The organism is Aquabacterium sp. (assembly GCF_029946005.1).
Lineage (GTDB): Bacteria > Pseudomonadota > Gammaproteobacteria > Burkholderiales > Burkholderiaceae_C > Aquabacterium.
The window spans coordinates 39437-62610 of record NZ_JAQSDR010000033.1; the positions used below are offsets into that span (position 1 = coordinate 39437).

22 protein-coding genes are annotated in these 23174 nt (G+C 63.1%); 15 read left to right on the top strand and 7 right to left on the bottom strand.

Annotation, left to right across the window (positions count from 1 at the left end; translation table 11 throughout):
- Positions 1-28 precede the first annotated feature (28 nt).
- From alaS to dut, 6 genes are all read left to right on the top strand, one after another.
- Positions 29-2668 carry an alanine--tRNA ligase gene (gene alaS, locus PSV38_RS16075; protein ID WP_300549141.1) on the top strand — a complete coding sequence of 880 codons (2640 nt, stop codon included), beginning with the start codon at positions 29-31 and terminating at the stop codon, positions 2666-2668.
- 159 nt (positions 2669-2827) lie between these two features.
- Positions 2828-3712 (top strand): metal-dependent hydrolase, encoded by an 885-nt coding sequence (locus PSV38_RS16080; RefSeq protein WP_300549143.1) that lies wholly within the window; start codon positions 2828-2830, stop codon positions 3710-3712.
- 117 nt (positions 3713-3829) lie between these two features.
- A complete protein-coding gene (locus tag PSV38_RS16085; RefSeq protein ID WP_300549145.1) occupies positions 3830-4891 on the top strand; it encodes an AraC family transcriptional regulator in 1062 nt (353 codons plus the stop codon).
- Between the two features lie 370 nt (positions 4892-5261).
- The gene (locus tag PSV38_RS16090) at positions 5262-6317 is read left to right on the top strand and encodes an AraC family transcriptional regulator (RefSeq protein WP_300549146.1); all 1056 of its coding nucleotides are present in this window, start codon (positions 5262-5264) and stop codon (positions 6315-6317) included.
- A 36-nt stretch (positions 6318-6353) separates the two neighbouring features.
- The gene (coaBC, locus tag PSV38_RS16095; RefSeq protein ID WP_300549148.1) at positions 6354-7589 is read left to right on the top strand and encodes a bifunctional phosphopantothenoylcysteine decarboxylase/phosphopantothenate--cysteine ligase CoaBC; all 1236 of its coding nucleotides are present in this window, start codon (positions 6354-6356) and stop codon (positions 7587-7589) included.
- Positions 7590-7606: 17 nt separating this feature from the next.
- Positions 7607-8056, top strand: a complete 450-nt coding sequence (dut, locus tag PSV38_RS16100; protein WP_300549150.1) for a dUTP diphosphatase — start codon at positions 7607-7609, stop codon at positions 8054-8056.
- A 10-nt stretch (positions 8057-8066) separates the two neighbouring features.
- Here the strand turns inward: dut and PSV38_RS16105 are convergent, their stop codons facing one another.
- Positions 8067-8591 carry a peptidylprolyl isomerase gene (locus PSV38_RS16105; RefSeq protein ID WP_300549152.1) on the bottom strand — a complete coding sequence of 175 codons (525 nt, stop codon included), beginning with the start codon at positions 8589-8591 and terminating at the stop codon, positions 8067-8069.
- Positions 8592-8650: 59 nt separating this feature from the next.
- On the opposite strand from PSV38_RS16105, the gene PSV38_RS16110 reads away from it, so the two are divergent.
- The 3 genes from PSV38_RS16110 (at position 8651) to PSV38_RS16120 (ending at position 10768) form a co-directional block, all read left to right on the top strand.
- Complete coding sequence (locus PSV38_RS16110; RefSeq protein WP_300549154.1) at positions 8651-9808, top strand: cupin domain-containing protein; 1158 nt, start codon at positions 8651-8653, stop codon at positions 9806-9808.
- A gap of 29 nt (positions 9809-9837) precedes the next feature.
- Positions 9838-10365: a hypothetical protein gene (locus PSV38_RS16115; protein WP_300549155.1), complete on the top strand. Its 528-nt coding sequence runs from the start codon at positions 9838-9840 to the stop codon at positions 10363-10365.
- 160 nt (positions 10366-10525) lie between these two features.
- Positions 10526-10768, top strand: coding sequence for a hypothetical protein (locus tag PSV38_RS16120; protein ID WP_300549157.1), 243 nt, complete (start codon positions 10526-10528; stop codon positions 10766-10768).
- A 149-nt stretch (positions 10769-10917) separates the two neighbouring features.
- Here PSV38_RS16120 and bamC read toward each other — a convergent pair whose 3' ends face one another.
- The 6 genes from bamC to fliE all read right to left on the bottom strand — a co-directional run bounded on the left by bamC (position 10918) and on the right by fliE (position 15735).
- On the bottom strand, positions 10918-12069 hold the full coding sequence (gene bamC, locus PSV38_RS16125; RefSeq protein WP_300549159.1) for an outer membrane protein assembly factor BamC: 1152 nt from the start codon (positions 12067-12069) through the stop codon (positions 10918-10920).
- A gap of 67 nt (positions 12070-12136) precedes the next feature.
- Positions 12137-13018 (bottom strand): 4-hydroxy-tetrahydrodipicolinate synthase, encoded by an 882-nt coding sequence (dapA, locus tag PSV38_RS16130; RefSeq protein WP_300549161.1) that lies wholly within the window; start codon positions 13016-13018, stop codon positions 12137-12139.
- A 107-nt stretch (positions 13019-13125) separates the two neighbouring features.
- Positions 13126-13938 (bottom strand): SDR family oxidoreductase, encoded by an 813-nt coding sequence (locus PSV38_RS16135; protein ID WP_300549162.1) that lies wholly within the window; start codon positions 13936-13938, stop codon positions 13126-13128.
- Positions 13935-14081, bottom strand: coding sequence for a hypothetical protein (locus PSV38_RS16140; protein WP_300549164.1), 147 nt, complete (start codon positions 14079-14081; stop codon positions 13935-13937). Before PSV38_RS16140 ends, PSV38_RS16135 begins: the two co-directional genes overlap by 4 nt.
- A 13-nt stretch (positions 14082-14094) precedes the next feature.
- Positions 14095-15336: an MFS transporter gene (locus PSV38_RS16145; RefSeq protein ID WP_300549166.1), complete on the bottom strand. Its 1242-nt coding sequence runs from the start codon at positions 15334-15336 to the stop codon at positions 14095-14097.
- Positions 15337-15384: 48 nt separating this feature from the next.
- On the bottom strand, positions 15385-15735 hold the full coding sequence (gene fliE, locus PSV38_RS16150) for a flagellar hook-basal body complex protein FliE (protein WP_300549167.1): 351 nt from the start codon (positions 15733-15735) through the stop codon (positions 15385-15387).
- Between the two features lie 206 nt (positions 15736-15941).
- Here fliE and fliF point away from each other — a divergent pair, with 206 nt between their 5' ends.
- The 6 genes from fliF to PSV38_RS16180 are packed head-to-tail and all read left to right on the top strand — an operon-like array spanning position 15942 to position 23061.
- Positions 15942-17669 carry a flagellar basal-body MS-ring/collar protein FliF gene (fliF, locus tag PSV38_RS16155; protein ID WP_300549169.1) on the top strand — a complete coding sequence of 576 codons (1728 nt, stop codon included), beginning with the start codon at positions 15942-15944 and terminating at the stop codon, positions 17667-17669.
- Positions 17670-17685: 16 nt separating this feature from the next.
- The gene (gene fliG, locus PSV38_RS16160) at positions 17686-18681 is read left to right on the top strand and encodes a flagellar motor switch protein FliG (protein ID WP_300549171.1); all 996 of its coding nucleotides are present in this window, start codon (positions 17686-17688) and stop codon (positions 18679-18681) included.
- A complete protein-coding gene (locus PSV38_RS16165; RefSeq protein WP_300549173.1) occupies positions 18668-19705 on the top strand; it encodes a flagellar assembly protein FliH in 1038 nt (345 codons plus the stop codon). Before fliG ends, PSV38_RS16165 begins: the two co-directional genes overlap by 14 nt.
- Positions 19702-21135 carry a flagellar protein export ATPase FliI gene (gene fliI, locus PSV38_RS16170; protein ID WP_300549175.1) on the top strand — a complete coding sequence of 478 codons (1434 nt, stop codon included), beginning with the start codon at positions 19702-19704 and terminating at the stop codon, positions 21133-21135. The genes PSV38_RS16165 and fliI overlap by 4 nt, the downstream gene beginning before the upstream one ends.
- A gap of 1 nt (position 21136) precedes the next feature.
- Positions 21137-21628: a flagellar export protein FliJ gene (fliJ, locus tag PSV38_RS16175; protein WP_300549177.1), complete on the top strand. Its 492-nt coding sequence runs from the start codon at positions 21137-21139 to the stop codon at positions 21626-21628.
- A 29-nt stretch (positions 21629-21657) separates the two neighbouring features.
- Entirely contained in the window at positions 21658-23061 is a 1404-nt protein-coding gene (locus PSV38_RS16180) for a flagellar hook-length control protein FliK (protein ID WP_300549178.1), read from the top strand.
- Positions 23062-23174: the final 113 nt, after the last annotated feature.

The following is a 23174-nucleotide window of genomic DNA, read 5'->3' on the forward strand; positions in this document are numbered from 1 at the left end:
CCCACGTCCCGAACTGGAAGCCCCCAAGATGAAAGCCGCCGAGATCCGCTCCAAGTTTCTGAAGTTCTTCGAGTCGAAGGGCCACACCATCGTGGCCTCCAGCCCCGTGGTGCCCGGTGACGACCCGACCCTGTTGTTCACCAACGCGGGCATGAACCAGTTCAAGGACGTGTTCCTGGGCTTCGACAAGCGCCCCTACACACGCGCCACCTCGTCGCAGAAGTGCATCCGCGCCGGCGGCAAGCACAACGACCTGGATAACGTGGGCTACACCGCCCGCCACCACACCTTCTTCGAGATGCTGGGCAACTTCAGCTTCGGGGACTACTTCAAGCGCGACGCCATCAGCTTCGCCTGGGAGTTGCTGACCGAGGTCTTCAAGCTGCCCAAGGACAAGCTCACCGTCACGGTCTACGCCGAAGACGACGAGGCCTACGAGATCTGGAACAAAGAGATCGGCGTGCCCGCCGAGCGCATCATCCGCATCGGCGACAACAAGGGCGCGCGCTACGCCTCCGACAACTTCTGGATGATGGGCGACACCGGCCCCTGCGGCCCCTGCACCGAGATCTTCTACGACCACGGCGACCACATCCCCGGCGGCCCGCCCGGCAGCCCCGATGAAGATGGCGACCGCTTCATCGAGATCTGGAACAACGTGTTCATGCAGTTCAACCGCGACGAAGCGGGCGTGATGCACAAGTTGCCCAAGCCCAGCGTGGACACCGGCATGGGCCTGGAGCGCATCGCCGCTGTGCTGCAAGGCGTGCACGGCAACTACGAGATCGACTTGTTCGTGGCGCTGCTGGCTGCCGCCAAGTCCGCCGTGGACGCGGCAGGCGGTGGTGATGTCGACGCATCCAGCCCCAGTCTGAAGGTGATCGCCGACCACATCCGCGCGTGCTCGTTCACCGTGGCCGATGGCGTGATCCCCAGCAACGAAGGCCGTGGCTACGTGCTGCGCCGCATCACGCGCCGCGCCATCCGCCATGGCTACAAGCTGGGCGCCCGCACGCCGTTCTTCCACAAGCTGGTGGGCGCGCTGGTCGAACAGATGGGCGATGCTTACCCCGAGCTGCGCCAGAATGAAAAGCGCATTACCGAGGTCTTGAAGACCGAAGAAGAGCGCTTCTTCCAGACCATCGCCAATGGCATGGAGATCCTGGAAACGGCCCTGGCCGCCGTCGAAAAATCCGGCACCAAGGTGATCGACGGGGATACCGCGTTCAAGTTGCATGACACCTTCGGCTTCCCGGTCGACCTGACCGCTGACGTTTGCCGCGAGCGCGATGTGACCGTGGACAGCGCCGGTTTCGATGCCGCCATGACCCGCCAGCGCGAACAAGCCCGCGCTGCGGGCAAGTTCAAGATGGCCGCTGGCCTGGAGTACACCGGCACGCCCACCACCTTCCACGGCTACGACCACCTGACCCACGAGGGCTCCCAAGTCACCGCCGTCTACGTGGATGGCTCACCTGCCCAATCCGCCCGCGCCGGTGACGACGCCGTCATCGTGCTGGACGACACCCCCTTCTACGCCGAGTCCGGCGGCCAGGCTGGCGACAGCGGCGACCTGCGCAACGGCACCTCGCGCTTCGTGGTCGAAGACACCCTGAAGATCCAGGCCGATGTGTTCGGCCACCACGGCCGCGTGGTCGAAGGCGAGATCAAGGTGGGCGATACCCTCAACGCCCGCGTCGATGCCGACGTGCGCGCCCGCACCATCCGCAACCACAGCGCCACCCACCTCATGCACAAAGCCTTGCGCGAAGTGCTGGGCGGCCATGTGCAGCAAAAGGGCTCGCAAGTCACCGCCGACCGCACCCGCTTTGACTTCGCGCACAACGCGCCCATGACGGCCGACGAAATCCGCCAGGTTGAAGAACTGGTCAATGCCGAGATCCTGCTCAACGAGGCCACCAACGCCGCCGTGATGGGCCTGGAAGACGCCCAAAAGACCGGCGCCATGATGCTGTTTGGCGAGAAATACGCCGACGAAGTCCGCGTGCTCAGCATCGGCACCTCCAAAGAGTTGTGCGGTGGCACGCACGTCAAGCGCACCGGCGACATCGGCGTGTTCAAGATCGTGGCCGAAAGCGGTGTGGCCGCTGGCGTGCGCCGTGTTGAAGCCGTCACCGGCATTGGCGCCTTGAGCTACCTGCAATCGCTGGAAGGCACCGTGCAGGGTCTGGCCAGCCTGCTCAAGGCCGCGCCCGCCGAAGTGCCTGCCCGCGTTGCTGCAGCGCAAGATCAGATCCGCGCGTTGGAAAAAGAACTCGCTGCCATCAAGGGCAAGCTGGCCTCCAGCCAAGGCGATGAACTGCTGAGCCAAGCCGTGGACATCAAGGGCATCAAGGTGCTGGCCGCCGTGCTGGACGGTGCCGATGCCAAAGCTCTGCGCGACACCATGGACAAGCTCAAGGATAAGCTGAAGACCGCCGCCATCGTGCTGGCCGCCGTTGAGGGGGGCAAGGTGCAAATCGCAGCTGGCGTGACCGCCGACACCATCGGCAAGCTCAAAGCCGGCGAGCTGGTCAACTTCGTGGCCCTGCAAGTGGGTGGCAAGGGGGGCGGCAAGCCCGACATGGCCATGGCTGGCGGCACCGACCCCTCCAAACTGGCACAAGCGCTGGCCAGTGTGCCCGCATGGGTGACTGAGCGACTCTGATGTCGTGAGTTCACCCTAAAAGGCTCCTTCGGGAGCCTTTTTCTTTGTGCGAATGTCGGCGCCAATGCCATCTTGTCATCCAGCATCCTGTGAACGAGGGCATCGCCTCCCTATAGTTCAATCACCGAGGACCGACTTACTACAAGAAAGGTGTTGCTCATGACCACCCCCGTTGCAATCCATCCCATCGTCCCCCGCGAGAAGCTGAACTTCAACCTGGACGGCGACATCCCCAAATACTGGTTTGGCGGCGACCCTTTCAAGTCGCGCTTCTGGGATGCACTGTCCATCATCTTCCCGCCTGGCGAAAAATTCTTCATGACCTGTGTGCGCGATTTCCGCGACCAAGTCACCGACCCGAAGATGCTGCAAGAGATCAAGGACTTCAACAAGCAAGAAGCCCAGCACGGCATCGTCCACCGCCAGGACAACGAACGCATCCGCAAGCAAGGCATCGACACCGAAGCCCTGAGCGCCTGGGTCGAGAACTTCCTGACCAACCGCTACCGCAAGTGGTACAGCCGCAGCTACACCGTGGCCGTTACCGCTGCGTTGGAGCACTTCACCTCAATCATTGCCCACAGCATGTTCGACAAGCGCGACTTGCTCAAGGAAGCCGACCCCCGTGTGCGCGCCATGTACGCCTGGCACGCCATCGAAGAAGTCGAGCACAAGGGCGTCGCCTACGACGTGATGGTCGATGTGGCCAAGGTGGGCTATTTCAAGCGCGTGCTGGCTTTGGTGGATGCCACCATCCTGTTCCCCGTCACCATTTTCTACATCCAACGCAAGATGTTGATCCAGGACGGCTTCGGCTTCTTCCAGCGCGTGAAGATGACAGCAGGCGGCCTGTGGTGGTTGCTCAAGCCCAACGGCTTGCTGCAGCCCATGGCCAAGGCTTACTGGACCTACTACCGAGTGGGCTTCCACCCCTGGCAAGAGTCCGAACAACGCGGTTACGCCGAATGGCTGGCCGCCTTCAATGGCAGTGGGGGTGATCCCGTCAAGGCGAGCGAGCAAATGCGCCAGTCCCTGGCCATGTGATCGGTGACATCTTGGCCAACAAGCCTCCGGTGACGGAGGCTTTTTTTTGCGTCGTTGTTGAAACCCCGATCTTCGGTAGACTGCGGCACACTCACGCTGAGTGGGCCGTTTTCATTTATGCAGATTCCATCGATCGTTCTCAAAGCCCTGGGCATCAAGCCCATTCCGCTGTTCATGTTGTCCAGTTGGATCAAGGCGGCCGCCAAGTGCGGGTTCAACGTGCAACCGCTGTTCAAAGAGGCCGGCATCACCATTGACCTGATCCGTCTGGAAGACGCCCGCGTGTCGCCCTTGCAGTTGATCTCGGTGCTGGAGCAGTGCGTGGCCATGTCGCCCCACAAGCATTTCCCGGTGGTGTTGGGCGACACCTTTGCGTTTGAATCCCTGCCGGAATTTGAAACCTTGCTGACCACCAGCCCCACCTTGCGCCAGGCCCTGGACGTGGCCGAAATGGCCAAGCGCATGGTGCTGCCCTGGGCACAGTTCGACATCCGCGAAGAAGGCGAGCTGGCCTACGTGGCCATCAGCTTCGAGATCCCGGTGATCGACGTTGAAAACCTTGGCCTGCCATTGCACTATGTGACCGAAGCCCTGCTGGCCTGCATTCGCAAGTTCGGGCGCTCCTTGCAGGGTTCATCCGATGGTTTCGTGTCGGTGTCCATCAAGCGGCCACCACCACCCTACGCCGAGCAGTTGCAGCAATTCTTCGAAGTGCCGGTCAACTTCAACCAGCCCATTGATGCTTTGGTGTTTGAAAGCCGCATCCTTGACCTGCCGCTGGAAGGCGCCTTCCCAGCCCTGCACGAGCAGGCGCACTTCCTGGCCGAGCAGCGCCTGGGCAAAGAGGCCCGCCGCCAAGGCGTGGCTGCTGAGATCGAAGAAATCATCGCCCTCAAACCCGGCCTGCTGGCCCTGGGTGTGGAAGACATGGCCGAGCGTCTGAACCTGCACCCCCGCACGCTACAACGCCGCCTGAAGGACGAGGGCGACGGCTACCTGCACCTGCAAGCCCGCATGCGTCACCGGCTGGCCTGCGATTGGCTGCGCAAGGGTGACATGTCCATCGACGACATCAGCGCGCGCCTGGGCTTCTCAGACCGCCGGGCATTCACGGCGGCTTTCAAGCGTTGGGAAGGTTGCACCCCCAGCAATTGGCGCGACCAGCAGGGCCGGTTCTGAGTCGCTGAGCCACGCCTGTGCGGACAACACCCGTATCCAAATGGTGAGAGCGGCGGCTTTTCTGCAGTCTGAACGTGGGCGCCATGCGCCATGACCTCCTTGCCGTGCGGGGCCTGACGAACCATATTTAGCTACATGGATGCGATTGTTGTCGCCATTTGTTCCTGATTGATACCTGAAATGCTTGTGGTGGGTCGCGAATTTAAATAGATTGGAATAATCAATTCATACGATCGTTCGATATTCGTTGATTTGTCCCATTTATTAGAAAACGCATGTATTCAGATATTGATTGGAAATGATTTTGTTCCCCTCCAATGTCCAATCCAGATCAACTGAGGCGCCTGTCTGGAATCCTGAGATTTCGAGCTTGTCTGCCCCCATTCCCATGTTCGGTGTCCCCAGCTGGGTGCGCGCATCCGCCCGGTGCGGCTTTCCGGTTGAGGCCGCATTCCAAGAGGCGGGCGTTGAGCTCGACGTGACCAAACCGCACGGTGGCATGGTCACCGCTGATGCCCTGCTGCGGGCCATTGAGGTGTGTGTCAAGCGCTCTACCACGCACTATTTCCCTCTGGCATTGGGTGAAGCCTATGTGTTTGACCGTTTCCCCCAGGTCGAGGCTTTTCTGGCCACCAGCCCCACCATGCGCGAGGCCATTGACGCCTTGCCCTGGATTCGGGCCATGCAGCTGCCGTGGCTGTGGGTCAGTCTGGAAGAGACCGACACCGAAGCCGCGATCGTGGTGACCCTCGATCCCGAACTGGCCCGCCGACCCGAGGCGCCTTTCGTGATTGAGATCGTGCTGGCCGCGTGCCGCAAGTTCGCCAAGGCCATGCTGGGTCGCTCCCTGGCGCTGTTCCCACAGCCGCTTCACGCCGTGCAGTTTCAAAGGGCGCGTCCTGATAACGCGGCCCTGTTTCAGGATTTCTTCCTGTGTCATGTGCAATTCGGGGCGCCTCGCAATGCTTTGGTCTTTCCCAAGGCCCTGTTGGACGTTGCGCTGCAAGGCGCGCTCCCGTCCGTCCACGGCCAGGCGCGCCAGGCCATCGTGCGTGAGCTGGAGGCCAGCAAACCGCACTTTGCTTCGACCGAAGCGGTGCGCCAAGCCTTTGAGGTTCAGCCCGAACTGCTCAAAGGCGGTCTGGACGAGGTGGCCGAGTCCATGGGCATCCATGCACGGACCTTGCAGCGGCGCCTGCAGGCCGAAGGCTTCAAGTTCGCCGACCTGCAAGCCCAGGCCAAGTACACCCGTGCCCGACAAATGCTGAGCAAAAAGGCCATCAGCATGGAGAGCATCAGTGTCGAACTGGGTTTTTCCGACCGGCGCGCTTTTACCTACGCCTTCAAGCGTTGGTCGGGCATTTCGCCCAGCACCTACCGCGCACGGGTTCTCCAGTCACCCGTGGCGGCTTTGCGGCGCGCATGACCCGGCGGGCTGGACAACCCTGCTAGAGTCCGGCCCATGTCAGAACGTTCAGATCTCCTGGGCAAGCACATTGTGCTGGGCCTGACAGGCGGTATCGCCTGCTACAAATCGGCCGAATTGGTCCGCCTGCTGGTCAAGGCAGGTGCCACCGTTCAAGTGGTCATGACCGAAGCGGCGCAGGCCTTCATCACCCCGGTGACGATGCAGGCGCTGTCCGGTCGGCCTGTGGCCACCAGCCAATGGGACGCGCGCGAGCCCAACAACATGGCGCACATCAACCTCAGCCGCGAGGCCGATGCCATCCTGGTGGCGCCCGCCAGTGCTGATTTCATGGCGCAACTGGTGCAGGGCCGCACGCATGAACTGCTCAGCTTGCTGTGCCTGGCACGCCCTCGTGAGCGTTGCCCTTTGCTGGTGGCCCCCGCCATGAACCGCGAGATGTGGTCGCACCCCGCCACGCAGCGCAACGCGCAAACGTTGCGAGACGACGGCACCATCCTGCTCGGCCCCGACAGTGGTGACCAAGCCTGCGGCGAGGTGGGTGACGGCCGCATGAACGAGCCCGCCGACCTGCTGGCCGACCTGATCGCCTTTTTCCAGCCTAAGATTCTGCAAGGGCAGCGGCTATTGATCACCGCCGGGCCCACCTTCGAGTCGATCGATCCGGTGCGCGGCATCACCAACCACTCCAGCGGCAAGATGGGTTTTGCCCTGGCGCGCGCGGCGGTCGAAGCGGGTGCCCAGGTCACCCTGATCGCTGGCCCGGTGCATTTGCCCACACCGCGCGGCGTGCGCCGCATCGACGTGATGTCGGCCTTGCAGATGCAGGACGCCGTGCTGCCGGTGGCCAGCGATCACGATGTGTTCATCGCCACAGCGGCGGTGGCCGACTGGCGCCCAGCTTCACTGAGCCAGCACAAAATCAAGAAGGAAGGCAAGAAAGTGGCACCCACTTTCGAGCTGACCGAGAACCCCGACATCCTGGCCGCCGTGGCCGCCTTGCCCAACGCACCTTACTGTGTGGGTTTTGCCGCCGAAAGCGAAAACCTGCTGGAGCACGCCCGGGCCAAGTTGCTGCGCAAGCGCATCCCTTTGATCATCGGCAACCTGGGCCCGGCCACCTTTGGCCACGACGACAATGCCCTGCTGGTGGTGGATGCCACCGGCCAGCGCCAGTTGCCCGAAGACGGCAGCAAAGCCGACAAGCTGGTGCTGGCGCGCGCACTCATGTTGGAGCTGGCGCGCAGGCTGAATCTTCTTTCCGTGAAGTGAACTGAGTTGAGATTTCGATGACGACCGTTGACATCAAAGTGCTGGATGCCCGCATGGCCGACTACCTGCCATCGTATGCCACGCCCGGCAGCGCGGGGCTGGACTTGCGCGCCTGCCTTGAACAGGCCGTGGTGCTGGAGCCTGGGCAGGCTCAACTGATCCCCACGGGCTTGTCGATGCACCTGGGCGACCCCGGCCTGGCGGCGATGATCCTGCCGCGCTCCGGGCTGGGCCACAAGCACGGCATCGTGCTGGGCAACTTGGTCGGGCTGATCGACTCCGACTACCAGGGCCCGCTCATGGTCAGCTGCTGGAACCGTGGCAACGCGCCTTTCACCATCGAGCCCATGGAGCGCATTGCGCAAATGGTCATCGTGCCGGTTGTGCAGGCCAGCTTTCGGCGCGTTGAGTCGTTTGAAGCCACGGCGCGAGGCGAGGGCGGCTTCGGCTCAACAGGTCGAGGGTGAGGCAGCAGGCTCAGTGCAACACTGAGCCCGGCGGCGCCTGACTGGGTGCCAGCGTGAACACCGATTCGGCCACCGAGCCTTGCTCAATCTCTTCCAGCGTGGCCGTGCGCACACCTTCCACCTTCATGGACAAGCGCAGCGCCACACCCGCCAAGGGATGGTTGCCGTCCAGCACCACGTGGGTGTCGTACACCTCGGTCACGGTGTAGAGCACGTCCAGCGGCAGGTCGGGGGTGGTCGAGCCCTCAGGGGGGCCTTCGAACTGCATGCCCACGTCCACTTCGGCTGGAAAAACGTCGCGGGTTTCAAAGAAAACCAGTTCGGCCTTGTAGTCGCCAAAAGCCTCTTCAGGCTCCAGGTTCAGGTCGGCCGCGAAGCCTGGGACTTGCCCGAGCAGGACTTCTTCGACCTTGGCCAGCAGGTCATCGCCACCGACGAAGAACTCCATGGGTTCGGGCAGTTCATCGATCAGTTGGCCTTGCGCATCTTCGAGTCGCCAGACCAGGCTGACGACGCAGGGGGAGGAAATCATCATCCCTCAATCATCTCATGGCCCACATTCCAGCTGGGGCGAGTGGTCGCACAATGGCGACCATGACATTGACCACCAACGATTTGAACCACGCGCCTCTGGACGCGCCATCGACCTTGCTGGGCGGCTTGTCGCCCCAGCAATTCATGCGCCGCCATTGGCAGAAAAAACCCCTGCTGATCCGCCAGGCCATCCCCGGCGTCAAGCCCCCGGTGGACCGCTCCGCCTTGTTCACTTTGGCGGGCCAGGACGAGGTCGAATCCCGCCTGATCGTGCAAGACCTGGCCAGCAACGACTGGCGCTTGCGCCAAGGCCCGATCCCGCGGCGCGCCTTGCCCAAGCTCGACCAAGCAGGCTGGACCTTGTTGGTGCAGGGCCTGGACCTGCACGTGCCTGCCGCCCATGCGCTGCTGCGACTGTTTGGCTTCGTGCCCCAGGCGCGTGTGGACGATCTGATGATTTCGTATGCCAGCGATGGCGGCGGTGTGGGGCCGCATTACGACTCCTACGACGTGTTTTTGCTGCAGGTTCACGGACGCCGCCGCTGGCGCGTGGGGCCGCTCAAAGACGCCACTCTGCGGCCTGACATGCCGCTGAAGGTGCTGGCCAACTTCGAGCCCCAGGAGGAATGGTTGCTTGAGCCAGGCGACATGCTCTACCTGCCGCCCATGTGGGGTCACGACGGCGTGGCCGAGGGTGAGTGCATGACTTGTTCGATCGGCTTTCGCGCGCCCGAGGCCACCGAGATCACCCGGGAGGTGATGGGGCGCTGTGCCCAGGCCCTGGAGCCTGCCCTCAAACCCCGCCTTTACAAAGATCCGCACCAAGCCGCGACCGATGAGCCAGGACGCATTCCGGCCGACCTGCAGCAGTTCGCGCTTGATGCGGTGCAGCGCTTCCTGAATGATCCACAACAGATCCAGGCCGCCTTGGGCGAGTCCTTGACGGAGCTCAAGCCCCGCGTGTGGTTCGAGCCCGGTGAGCCTCTGCCCGATGGTGTGGGCGTGGTACTGGATGCCAAAACCCGCATGGCCTATGACGACAAACGCATCTTTGCCAACGGCGAGTCCTGGTTGGCGGCCGGTGCCGACGCGCGCTTGATGCGGGCCTTGGCCGACCGACGTCAACTCAGTGCAGCTACCGTGGGCAAGGCCAGCGCCGATGCCCGAGAATTGCTGGACCAGTGGTCGGAAGATGGCTGGCTTCACCCCCGCGTGTAGAAACGTTTGTTGGCTGATGGAGGCTTGCCATGGACCCCCTTGAAATGACGGCGCCGCCGGGCGATCACAGCGAATCTGCCTTGGGCCGAATCGATGGTTGGCCGGACTTCATTGACCGTGTGCGTGCCGCGATGGCCATGGCGGCGGCCCACCCGGTGCCTTTGTATTTCTGCGATGGTGATTTCAGCCGGTGGCCGTTGGGTGAGCGCAGCGTCATGGAGGCCTTTCAGCAGTGGGGGCTGAATAGCCGCACAACCCATTGCACGCTGGTGGCGGCCACGCTGGATGAGTTGCCCCGTCGGCATCCGCGCTGGGTGGCTTGGCGCGGTACTTGGGCACACCGCGTGAAATGCTATCTGGCAGATCCTGACCAAGCGCCGTCCTTGATGCCCACCTTGGTGCTTGAAAAACAGCTGGGCCTGCGCCTGCTCGATCCCATTTCTGGGCGAGGCCTGTGGTCTCGCAGGCCCTCCGACCTCAGCGAATGGCGTCAAGAAGCTGATGTTATTTTGCAACGTTGCAGCGAGGCCTTGCCTCCGACAACTTTGGGCCTATAGGGAATTGCCCGAAGCATCGTATAATTGCAGTCTGAATGAGTGGCAATTTAACGATTGCTGCACATCCAAAGTCACCGTCTCACATTTTTTTGGGGCTGTGAGCTTTGCACATAGTTCCATAGAACCCCGTTTTTTGACTATTCCTTTTGAGGACACAAGCATGAAAAAGTCGCTCCTGCTGGCTTCGTTGATCGCTGCCATGGCCCTGGCCGCTTGCGGTAAGAAAGCTGAAGAAACCGCTGTTGCTGAAGCCGCTTCGGCTGCTTCGGAAGCCGCTTCCGCCGCTTCGGCTGTTGCTGAAGTCGCTTCGGAAGCTGCCGCTTCTGTGGCTGCTTCCGCTTCGGAAGCCGCTTCGGCCGTCATGGAAGCAGCTTCGGCCGCTACTGACGCTGCCTCGAAGTAATCTGTCCTCGCAGATTAAAAAGCCGCTCTTCGGAGCGGCTTTTTTGCATCTGGCTGAGGCGTGAGCACAGAAAAAAGCCCTGGCTGGTTGATACCAGCACAGGGCTTTTGGCCTTTGAGGCGCGGGCCATCTCGCGTGGCCGTCTCCGGTCAGCTGAGTTCGTCCAGCAACTGCTTGGTGATACGGCGACCAGTGTCCGATGTCTCGGCTTCGCCCTTGGTGTTCAGCACCTTGATGGCGCTGTTGATGCCCTTGGCGGAGACCTGCACGCGGTAACGCTTCAAGCCATCGGCGCTGCCATCCGATGAGCCGAACAGACGCGAGAGGAAGCCAGGTTTGCTGGCATTGGGGTCATTGCTTGGGGCCAGGCGGATCTCGTAGGTGCCTTGGCTGCGGTCGCGGTCTTCAATCGTGAAGCCGCCACGGTCCAGGGCCAGGCCCACGCGGCGCCACACGGTGTCGAAATCGTCATCGGCGGCCAGCGAAACGCCATCGGCTTCCAGCCTGACACGCGCGGGGGCTGCGGGAGCCGCCGTGCCAGCCGCCACATTGGCCTTGGCCGCAGCAGCCGTGTCCTTGGGGGAACCCAATTTGAGCATCAGGCGCGACAGCATTTCTGCTTCCAGGCTCGTGTCGGCCGGACGGGCCACCCATTTGGTCTGGTCCTTGCGCGAGTCTTCGTAGACTTCTTGCGTGCCGCGGTGGGTGATGTAGATCTCGCTGCCTTGTGCCGTGCGTTCGATGCGCGTGCGGAATTGATCGCGCTCGCCAGTGTCGTACAGGCTGTCCAGGATGCCGCCCAACAGTTTGCGCACGCCGCTTTGGGGAAGTTTGGCGCGGTTTTCCGACCAATTGGTTTCCATGAGGCCGGTGCTGGCTTGTTCAACCGGCAATTCAAAGCCTGACTCAAGCCAGAACGACTTGACTTGTTCCCAGACCTTTTCAGGGGGCAAGGCCACGCTCAACCAGCGGTTCTGGCCACTGCGCTCCAGCTTGACCAGACCGGACTGCGGCATGGCGACGGTGGTGCCTGCATCAACGCCAGACGCGCGATCAGGGATGGCCATGCTGGTGGCCGACACAGTGGAAGGCTGGGTTTGCTGGCCATAGCGAGACTGCCCGGACAACTGCGTCAGGTCAGGTGGAACGTCCAGGTTCACGGTTTTGGCACCGCTGCTGCGGTAATCCACCTTGTCGCCGGCCAGCACGTTGCTGACGGATGAGCACCCGGTGGTGCTCAGTGCGCCGATCAGCGCCAGGCTGAGAGCGGTCAGGCGGAGAGGGCTTTGTGTCTTCAACATGGGCAAGGGCATCCGGGGTCAAGTCAATCGGCGCATGAATTGCGCACAGGGCGTGATCCTACAGGGATCACAACAGGCCGCATTCGCGCAGCGCGGATTCAACGATGGTCTGGCTGGACTCGGTCAGCGGGGTCAATGGCAGACGCAGTGCACCACCGGCCTTGCCCATGCGGGCCAGGGCCCACTTGACGGGGATGGGGTTGGGTTCGACGAACAGGTGCTTGTGCAGTGGCAGCAAGCCCATGTGCAATTCGACGGCATGCTTGGCATTGCCCGCCATGGCGGCTTTGCACAGCTCGGCCATGCCGCGCGGGGCCACGTTGGCCGTCACGCTGATGTTGCCGTGTCCGCCCAGCAGCATCAGCGCCACGGCGGTGGGGTCGTCACCCGAATAGATGCTGAAGCCCTTGGGGGCGTGCTTGATCAGCCAGGCGGCGCGTTCAATGTTGCCTGTGGCTTCCTTCAGCCCGATGACGCCAGGCAAGGTGGCCAGGCGCAGGGCGGTTTCGGGCAGCATGTCGGCCACGGTGCGGCCAGGCACGTTGTACAGCACCACGGGGATGTCCACCGCTTCAACGATGGCCTTGAAGTGCTGGTAAATGCCTTCTTGGGTGGGCTTGTTGTAGTAGGGCACGACCTGCAGGGTGCAGTCAGCCCCGACCCTTTTGGCGTATTCGCTCAACTCGATCGCTTCGCGCGTGGAGTTCGCGCCGCAACCGGCCATGATGGGCACACGGCCAGCGGACTGCTCCACCGCCACGCGGATGATTTCGCGGTGCTCTTCAACCGACACGGTGGGCGATTCGCCGGTGGTGCCGACCACGCCGATGCAGTTGGTGCCTTCGGCGATGTGCCAGTCGATCAGCTTGCGCAGACTGTCGTAGTCAACGCTGCCGTCGTCGTGCAGAGGGGTGATGAGGGCGACGATACTGCCAAAAATGGATTTCATGCTGGTTCCTTCAATCGCGGGATTTTACCCAGCGCGACGGGGTCGTGTGTAAAGGGGCGTGCGGGGTATGCCCGGGGGCTCTGTGGTGGAGCGCCTGAGCAAGCGCATCAATGGGGGTTGTGAACGTCCTGGTTGAGCGCGGCCAGGGCGAGTTTGTCGACGAGCCCCGGCGCGATCAGCTTTAACCAACGCGCCAGTTTGCCTTTGGCTGACATGACGACTTCACGCTGGCGTTTTTCAGCGCCCACGCGGATCAGGCGGGCGCATTCTTCGATGGACATGGCGCCGCGTTCATCCAAGCCACTTTTGCCGGCCACCTCGCCCTTGGCGTTGAGGCCGCGGTAGCGGATTTCGGTGGCGACCACGCCGGGATAGGTGAGCGTGACCGAGACACCGTGCGGCAGCATTTCAATGCGCAACGCCTCGAAAAATCCCGTCATGGCGAATTTGGTGGCGCTGTAGGCGGTGCGACCGGGTATGCCAACCAGGCCCGCCAGGCTGGACACCACGACGATGCGGCCCCGGCTGGCTTTCAGGTGCGGCAGGGCAGCGTGGGCGCACCAGGCGCTGCCCCACAGGTTGATGCGCATGAGTTGTTCGTACCAGGCCATGTCGGCCACGTCTTCCAGCAGGGCGTGCGCCGACATGCCGGCGTTGTTGACCAGGGTGTCGATGCGGCCGAAGCGGGCCACCGTGTCGGCGATCAGCCCTCGGCAGGCGTCTTCCTGGCCCACATCGGTGGGCCGCACCAGCACTTGCGCGCCAGCCTGGCGGCATTGCTCGGCCACTTGTTCCAGTTTGTCGGCGCTGCGGGCTGCCAGCACCAGGGCCAGCTTGGCGCCGTCTTGCCGGGCCATTTGCCGGGCCAGTTCGGCGCCAATGCCATCAGAGGCCCCGGTGATGATCGCGACTTGTCTCAAAAGCAACTCCACAGACGCGAGGCCAGGTCAAAGACCAAGTGGCTTCGGAAATACATGAGGAAGACCAGCATGAGCAAAGCGACTGCGCCCAGGTAGGCCAGCCAGCGCCATGGTCGCCTTGATGGCATGAGTGGCATGTTCATCTTGCTTCAGGGATCAGGCTCTGGCCAAGGACCGACCTGCCGGGGCTTCGTTTTCCTTGACGGGCAGGTTCAGGGCCGCGGCCAACAAGCCCAGGCCCACGGCCAGCCACCAAACGACATCGTAGCTGCCCGTGAGATCGTACAGGCGGCCACCCAGCCACACACCCATGAAAGAGCCGATTTGGTGTGAGAAGAACACCAGCGCGCCCAGCATGGACAAGTGCTGCACGCCCAGCATTTGCGCCACCACGGCATTGGTGGGCGGCACCGTGGACAGCCACAAGGTGCCCATGGCGGCGGCAAACAGGCCCACGCTGAGTGGACTGAGCGGCGTGAGGATGAAGGCGACCATCACCACGGAGCGCAAGGTGTAAATGGCGGACAGGATCCAGGTCTTGCGCCATTTTTGCCCCAAGGCGCCTGCCATGTAGGTGCCAACCACGTTGAACAGCCCAATCAGGGCCAGGGCCGTGGTGGCCACGGTGGGATCCAGTTGATGGTCTTTGAGGTAGCTGGGCAGGTGCACGCCAATGAAGGCCAGCTGAAACCCGCACACAAAATAGCCGCCGGTCAGCAACAGGTAGCTGGGGTGGGTGAGGGCTTCGCGCAACGCTTGTCCGGCTGTTTGCTTCAGCTCGGGATTCAGGATGTTGCGGGCGGTGGCTTCGTCGCGCAGGGCTTGGGGGTCATCGCGCAGTCCCCAGGCCAGGGGAATCAACAGCAGCGCGAAGCTGGCCAGCACCCAAAGGGCTTGCTGCCAACCCAAGTGGCTGATCAACAGGCTGGAGACCGGCACCATCAGGAATTGTCCGAAAGACCCGGCTGCCGCTGTGATGCCCATGGCCCACGAGCGTTTTGCCGGGTCGACATGCCGCCCCAGCACGCCATAGACCACAGCGTAAGTGGAGCAGGCCTGGCCCAGGCCGACCAGCACACCGGTGCTGAGCATGAACAGGGTCGGGGTGTCGGCCATGGCCATGCCGAGCAGGCCGCAACCGTAGAGCAGAGCGCCTGCCCACAGCACCCAGAAGGCGCCACGGCGGTCGGCCCACCAACCCACGATGGGGCCGGCAGCGCCCCACACCAGGTTTTGCACCGCCATGGCCAGCGAGAACGACTCGCGGCTCCAGCCCCGCTCCATGATGATGGGTTGCAGCCAAAGGCCAAAGCCGTGGCGGATGCCCATGGACAGGGTGACGACCAAGGCGCCGCACAGCAGCAGTTGCTGCAAAGGCAGGCGGGAATCGTTGCGCATGAGGAGGGCGGCCCGACGGGCGCGGTGGATTGAACGGTGGCGGGTCGGTCAGACCTGCATGTTCATGATATCCGTGTAAGCCTGCACCAGCTTGTTGCGCACTTGCACCGCCGACTGGAAACCCAGCTGGGCCTTTTGCATCGAAATCATGGTTTGCTCCAAGCTGACAGTGGGGTTGTCAAACTGGACTTCGCGCTGCATGGCGGAGGCCTGGTTCTGCGCCTGGCTGACCGAGCCCAGTGCGCTGGAGAAAGCCGCCTGGAAACTGGATTTTTCGACCGTGCCGGTGCCGCCGAGGGCGTCCAACCGGGTTTTGGCCTGAACGCGCTCGGCGATGTCGGACATGCCCGCCTTGGCGGCGGCCTGTGCGAAATCAAAAGGCTTAAGTTTCAGGTCCATGGTGCCGTTATCTCAGACAAGGCGTGATGCAGTTCACCACGTTGCCAATACTAGGCACTCATGCTTGATCCGAAGTTGGGAAGTGCCCGGTAAATCTGCGGCTGTTCCCGGCACTTTTGCCTGCTCTTCCTTCGAATAATGGACGTGTTCCGGCGGGTTTGCGGCATCGTATGGTTTCGATGCGCGACCCAACGCTTCGACCACACATGGAAGTCACAGTCGCACCAACTCAAGCTGTCATCGCATCGCCCAATCAGGTGATCGAACCCAAGCCGCCGCTCAACTTCGTTCAGCGCGTGGGGGCTTTGCCCATGCAGCGCAAGTTGATGCTGGGGGGCGGCGTGGCGGCCATCGTCGCGATTTTCATTGCCATGGTGATGTGGGGCAAGCAGGGCGACTTCCGGGTGCTGTACGCCAATTTGTCCGACAAGGACGGCGGCGCGATCGTGGCCTCGTTGCAGCAAATGAACATCCCCTACAAGTACGCCGATGGCGGCGGCGCCATCCTGGTGCCTGCCGACAAGGTGCATGACGTGCGTCTGAAGCTGGCCTCGGCCGGCTTGCCCAAAGGCTCGGTGGTGGGTTTTGAGTTGATGGAAGCCCAGAAATTCGGCGTGACCCAGTTTCAGGAGCGTTTGAATTTTCAACGGGGCCTGGAAGGCGAACTGACCCGCTCGATCCAGACCCTGAATGGCGTGCAGAGCGCCCGCGTGCATTTGGCGCTGCCCAATCAAAACGGTTTTTTCCGCGAACAGCAAAAGCCCTCGGCCTCCGTGGTGCTGACTTTGTACCCCGGTCGCACCCTGGACCGTGGCCAGGTGGCTGGCATCGTGCATTTGGTGTCGTCCAGCGTGCCGGAGATGCCGACCAAGGCCGTGAGCGTGCTGGACCAGTCGGGCGGCTTGCTGTCGGGCCCGAATGATGGTGTGGACCAAGCGGGCCTGGATGCGCAGCAACTGCAGTACGTTCACCAGATCGAGGCCAACTACACACAGCGCATCAAGGACATCCTGGAGCCGGTGCTGGGGCAGAACAACCTGCGCGCCCAAGTGACGGCCGATGTGGATTTCTCGCAGGTCGAGTCGACCGCTGAAGAGTACAAACCTAACCAAGGCCAGGCGCCCGCTTCGGTGCGCAGCCAGCAAAGCACCGAGCAAGCGGGGGGCGGCTCGGTCACGCCATCGGGTGTGCCCGGGGCTGCCAGCAACCAGCCACCCACACCCGCCACGGCGCCAGTGAATGGCACCGCACAAGCTTTGCAAGCAGGCCAAGGCGCCGGTGGCACCACCGGTACCAGCCGCCGCGAGGCCGTCACCAATTACGAAGTGGACAAGACCGTTCGTGTCACGCGCAACGCCACTGGCACGATCAAGCGCTTGAACGCCGCTGTGGTGCTGAACAGCCGCTCGGTGACCGATGCCAAGGGCAAGACCACGGTGCAGCCGATCAGCCAGGAAGAGTTGGACAAGCTGACGGCGCTGGTGCGCGAAACCATTGGCTTCAACGAGCAACGCGGCGATTCGGTCAAGCTGATCAACACGCCGTTCCAGGTGGTGAAAGACGAGCCCGACAACACGCCGTTCTGGAAGAGCCCGGAGACGGTGGACCTGTTGCGCACGCTGGCCGTGCCGGGCGCTTTGACACTGGCGGCACTGATTGTGGTGTTTGGCGCCATTCGCCCTGCGATCAAGGCCGCCCAGCCCGTCGTGTCTGACGAAGACAAGCAACCCAAATTGAACGCGGTGGTCGATGACCTGCAGGAACTGCCCGGTCTGGCAACGATTCCGCCCGGCATGGTGATGGGCCCGAACGGCCAGATGTTGCCCGCCCTGGGCGCACCCACGGGTGATGCCCGCCTGGAAGCGGCGCGGCAACTGGCTCGCGAGAACCCCGCGGCCATGGCCGGTGTGATGCGCGAGTGGATGGCTGGTTAGTCAAGGACGAATGAACATGGATGACAAAGGACTCGAAGACGCCGCGATCTTGCTCATGTCACTGGGCGAGGAAGAGGCTGCCGAGGTCTTTAAACACCTGGAGCCCAAAGAAGTGCAGGGCCTGGGTGAAACGATCGCCAAACTCAAGTCGGTGCCGCGCGACCGCGTCGAAAAGGTGTTGACGCGCTTCGCGGATGATTCGCTCGACCTGGGCGTGCTGGTGCCCGACACCGACGAGTACATCAAGGCTGTGTTGCGCAAGGCCTTGGGCGAAGAGAAAGCCAATTTGTTGATCGACCGGATCATCCAGGGCAGCGATGTCACCGGCATCGAAAGCCTGAAGTGGATGGATGCCCAGTCGGTGGCCGAACTGCTGCGCAACGAACACCCCCAAATCGTGGCCGCCATCCTGGTTCACCTGGATCCTGATCAGTGTTCTTCGGTGCTGAAGTCGTTCTCGGACCGCCATCGCAATGAAGTGATGGTGCGCATTGCCACGCTGGACGGCATCCAGCCGCAAGCCTTGAAGGACTTGAACGAGGTGCTGTCGCGCGTGTTGGCGGGTGGCAGCCAGATTCGCAAGTCTTCACTGGGTGGCGTGAAGCCGGCGGCGGAAATCATCAACTTGATGGGCTCCAGCCTGGAGACCTCGGTGCTGGACTACATCCGCGAAAGCGATGCGGACTTGGCCCAGAAGATCATGGACAACATGTTCACCTTCGATGACCTGGCCAAACTGGACGACAAGGGCTTCCAGGCCCTGCTCAAGGAAGTGCAGACCGAATCGCTCATCATCGCGCTCAAGGGCGCCACGCCCGAGATTCGGGAGAAGGTGTTCAAGAACATGTCCAGCCGTGCGGCCGAAACGCTGCGCGAAGACCTGGAATCGCGCGGCCCGGTCAAGCTGTCCGAGGTCGAGGGCGAGCAAAAGGAAATGCTGAAGATCGTGCGGCGCTTGGCCGACGAAGGCCAGATAGCGCTGGCCAGCGGAGGCGACGATGAGTACGTCTAAACCGGTGCCGCCAGGTGGTGGAAACAACAACAACGGCGGTAATGGCAACGGCAGTGGCAGCAATGTGCCGAGCTCGTACACGCGCTTCATCCCCCGGGAAGAGCTGGGATCGTTTGCCGCCTGGAACCCCCAGACATTCGAGAAGCCCTCAGCCGACAACGCCGACGCCGCTGGCGAGTCGGGTGTGCGCAAGCAAACCTTTTCGGAGCGGGCCGCTGCCAGTGTGCCCTTGACCGTCAAGTCGGCCGCTGGGGTCAAACCTGCCGCGGCCACCGCCCGGCCTGCGCCCAAGCCAGCACCCAAAGCCAACGTCACCAGCATCAAGCGCCAACCCCTGGTGGGTGGCATGCCAGGCGAAGAGGCGCCCCCGCCACCGCCGCCGCCTGCACCGCCAGCGCCTTCTCCCAATGTGGAAGAGCTGGTCGACAAGGCCCACAAATCGGGCTACCAGGATGGCTACCGCAATGGCCTGATTGCGCTGGAAAGCTACAAGCAGACCCAGGCGGCGCAGTTGGCCGCTTACATGAACGATCAGATCGGCGCCCTGGCATCCGATTTCCACCATCGCCTGGAGTCGCTGGAGCAGCAACTGGCTGGCCGGATTGCCGGCGTGGCGCTCGAGCTGGCCCGCCAGGTTGTGCGAAGCGAGCTGGACCAACGCCCCGAAGCCGTGCTGACCGTGGCCGAAGAGGCCCTGAGTGTGTTGCTGTCGTCCGCCAAGCAGATCGTGGTGCGCCTGAACCCCGACGACCATGCGCTGGCGCTGGGGTCTTTGACCGATGTGCTGCAAGCCCGTGGTGCCCGCCTGTTGCCCGATACCGCCGTGACACGCGGCGGTTGCGTGGTCGAGTCCGACATTGCCGTGGTCGATGCCAGCGTGGAGGCGCGCTGGTTTCGTGCTGCCGCCGCGATGGGCAGCCAGACCGAGTGGCATGGTGGGCACGAAGTGCCTTACACCCCCGTGGACAACGGTGACAGCACTGACATGGATGATGAACTGCCTTCCCGTGGAGATGCCGCATGAACATGCCCATTCGCGCCGCCGGCCAAGGCGTGGCCATGGACCGCTGGAATCGCTTCCTGGGCGACCTGGACGACTGTGCCAGCACCCCGGTGCCCCTGGAAAACCAAGGCAAGCTGGTCCGCGTGGCTGGCCTGGTGCTGGAGGCCGCTGGCCTGCGCCTGCCGGTGGGGGCCGTGTGTGAAATCCATTCTGAAACCCGCCTGGAAGCCCAGCCAGTGCTGGCCGAAGTGGTGGGTTTCGCGGGCGACCGCGCCTACCTGATGCCGACCGCCGAAGCGCACGGACTGTCCAGCGGCGCCCGCGTGGTGCCGCGAGCCATTCCCATCAACCCGCCTTTGCTGGGTCGCCCCAACCACCCTTGGCGCCGCAGCGAAGACCGCACCCGCCACCTGCCCATCGGCAGTGGCCTGCTGGGCCGCGTGGTCAATGCCCATGGTGAGCCCCTGGACCGCCATGGCCCCCTGAACCACGTGCGCAGCGAGCCCCTGGTGCGTCGCCCCATGAACGCCATGGAGCGCGACCCCGTGCGCCTGCCCCTGGACACCGGCGTGCGTGCCATCAACACCATGCTGACGGTGGGGCGCGGCCAGCGCATCGGCCTGTTCGCCGGTTCCGGCGTCGGTAAATCGGTGCTGCTGGGCATGATGGCCCGCTACACCCAGGCCGACGTCATCGTGGTGGGCCTGATCGGCGAACGGGGCCGTGAAGTCAAGGAATTCATCGAAGACATCCTGGGCGAAGACGGCCTGGCCCGATCGGTGGTGGTGGCCGCCCCTGCGGATGCACCCCCATTGACGCGCATGCAGGGCGCGAACTACGCTACCGCCGTGGCTGAACACTTTCGTGACCAGGGCCTGCACGTGCTGCTGCTGATGGATTCGCTCACCCGCTATGCCATGGCCCAGCGCGAAATCGCCCTGGCCATTGGCGAGCCGCCTGCCACGAAGGGCTATCCGCCTTCGTGTTTTGCCAAGCTGCCCCAACTGGTGGAGCGCAGCGGCAATGGCCTGAACGGCCATGGTTCGATCACCGCCTTCTACACTGTGCTGTCCGAGGGTGACGACCAGCAAGACCCCATCGCCGACGCGGCCCGCGCCATCCTGGATGGCCACATCGTGCTGTCGCGCGACTTGGCCGAGGCGGGGCACTTCCCGGCCATCGACATCGAGAAGTCGGCTTCCCGTGTGATGAACAACGTGGCCAGCAGCGAGCACATCGATTCGGCGCGCCGTTTCCGCCAGCTTTGGTCCAAATACAGCAAGGCCAAGGATTTGATCCAGCTGGGCGCCTACGTGCCCGGACACGATCGCGACCTGGACCTGGCCGTGAATCTGCATCCGGCCATGGTGGCCATGCTCCAACAAGACATGCACTTGCCCGCGCTCCTGGACGACAGCGTCGAGCAACTGCGCCACATCGTGAGCGACTGACATGAGCACCATCCAGCCTTTGTTGATCTTGCTTGGTTCAGCCGAAAGGGCGCGGGACGATGCCGTCTCGCAAATGGAAAACGCACGCCGAGCCCACGATGCCGCGCGCCAGCAGGCCCAGTCCCTGGCGGATTGGCGCAAGGAATACCAGCAGCGCTGGAGCACCCAGTTCTCCAAATCTGGCGGGATGGAAATCATGCGTTGCTACCAGGACTTCACCGCGCGCCTGGGCGATGCGGTGTCCGAGCAGGACAAGCGGGTCGAACAGGCGGTGGTGTTCATGGAGCAATGCCGCCTGCAACTGATCGAGCGCGAGCGCAAGGTGGCCGCTGTTGGCCAACTGATTGATCGGCGCCAGCTTGAATCGGCTCAGCGCGAACAGCGCCGTGACCAGAAAGCCACCGACGAACAGGCCGCGCGTGCGGGCCGGGGTGGCTCACCGCTGTCGTCGTCCATGGGCTCGGCCACCAGCTTCGTGCCGACGTCTTATTGAATTGATGAATGATTTCGAAAGGTTGTGACATGAACGGTCCCCTCAACACCACCAACTCTGGCAAATCCGGCACCACCAACAGCGCGGCGACCGATTGGGCGGCGAAGTTGTCGTCATCGTCCACCCCGGCGGGCGGCGCTGATCAGGCGGCCATGCAATCTGATTTCTCGCGCTGGATGGCCCGCGCCGCTGCGGCCACGCCTCAACCGGCGGCCACGGCGTCCCAGTTGTCGGCCAATGCCACTGCGCCCGCCAAAGCCAGCGCAGGGCAGGGGCCCTCGTCCACCTCGGTGGAGGCCCGCAATGCCTTGGCACGTGCCCAGGCCAATGCCGCACAGGCCAAGCGCCAGGCCCCGGTGACCCATTCCGAGACGGCGCACGCGCCCAAGGCTGAAAAGCCCAAGACGGCCTCCAGCGATGCTAACAAATCGGCCAAGGTTGATGCCAGCAAAGGCAAGGTGAACGAGGGTGCTGACAAGGCCGACCGCAGCAACGCGGCGGGCCAGGACCAGGCGTCTGTGGACGAAGGCAAAGTGGCCGCCACAGCGAGCGAAGTCGCGGCCAAGGACCAGCAACCGGCCGAAAGCGCCACGTCCAGCGATCCCTCTTCGATGTTGGCTTGGCTGGCCAGCTTGACGCACAGTGCGGCCAAGACGGCAGCGCTGGGCGGTGATGCCCAGAAAGCCGGTGCGGATGCCAACGAAGCGCAACTGCAAGCCAAGGATGGCGCCATGCCAGTCGCCGCCACGGGCCACGATGCACTGGCGGCCATGAGCGCCGCCACGGACAAGGCAGCGGGCGCCATTGACGTGTCGACCCTGCAAGCCGCCGAAGGCCGCATGGCCGTGCTGGATGGCGCTGCCGACTCGTCGGCCAAGGGCGCAGATTTTGCCAACACCTTGTCCACCGAAATGATGCGCGGCCTGGCTGGCAAGACCGCCGAAGCCAGCGCCACGGCCCAGACCAGCGCCACCCTGGCGCCTTCGGTGAACAGCCCTGAATTTCCGCAAGCCCTGGCCGACCGTGTGGGCCTGTGGGTGAACGCCGTGGGTGAAGACGGCACGATGTCGGCCGAGCTGCACCTCAATCCTGGCGAGATGGGCCCCATCAGCGTGAAAATTTCACTGGATGGGCAGTCGGCGCAGGTTGATTTCGCGGCGGCCAACCTTGAAACTAGGCGTGCCATTGAGGCCAGCCTGCCGATGTTGTCCGCCTCGTTGGACGACGCCGGTTTCAGCCTGGGTGGATCGGGCGTGTCCGATCAATCGCCTCAGCAACAGTTCAACCAGGCCTCGGGTCAGCCTGGTGGCGCTCCGGCCTGGGGCGGTGGGTCCTCGGGTCTGGATTCGTCCGGTGGTGAATCACACGAAGGTCGCATGGCCGCGGCGGCCGCCCAGGCAGGGCGACGAGGTGGCCTTGACCTGTATGCATAGGACTGGGCCTGCCCTGTCCAGAATCGCGCGGATTTCACATCGCTTATCGGTTCTTCAGTTTGGCCCTGACTTCCAATAATCCCATTATGCCTCTTTCGACTTTTTCAGGGTCG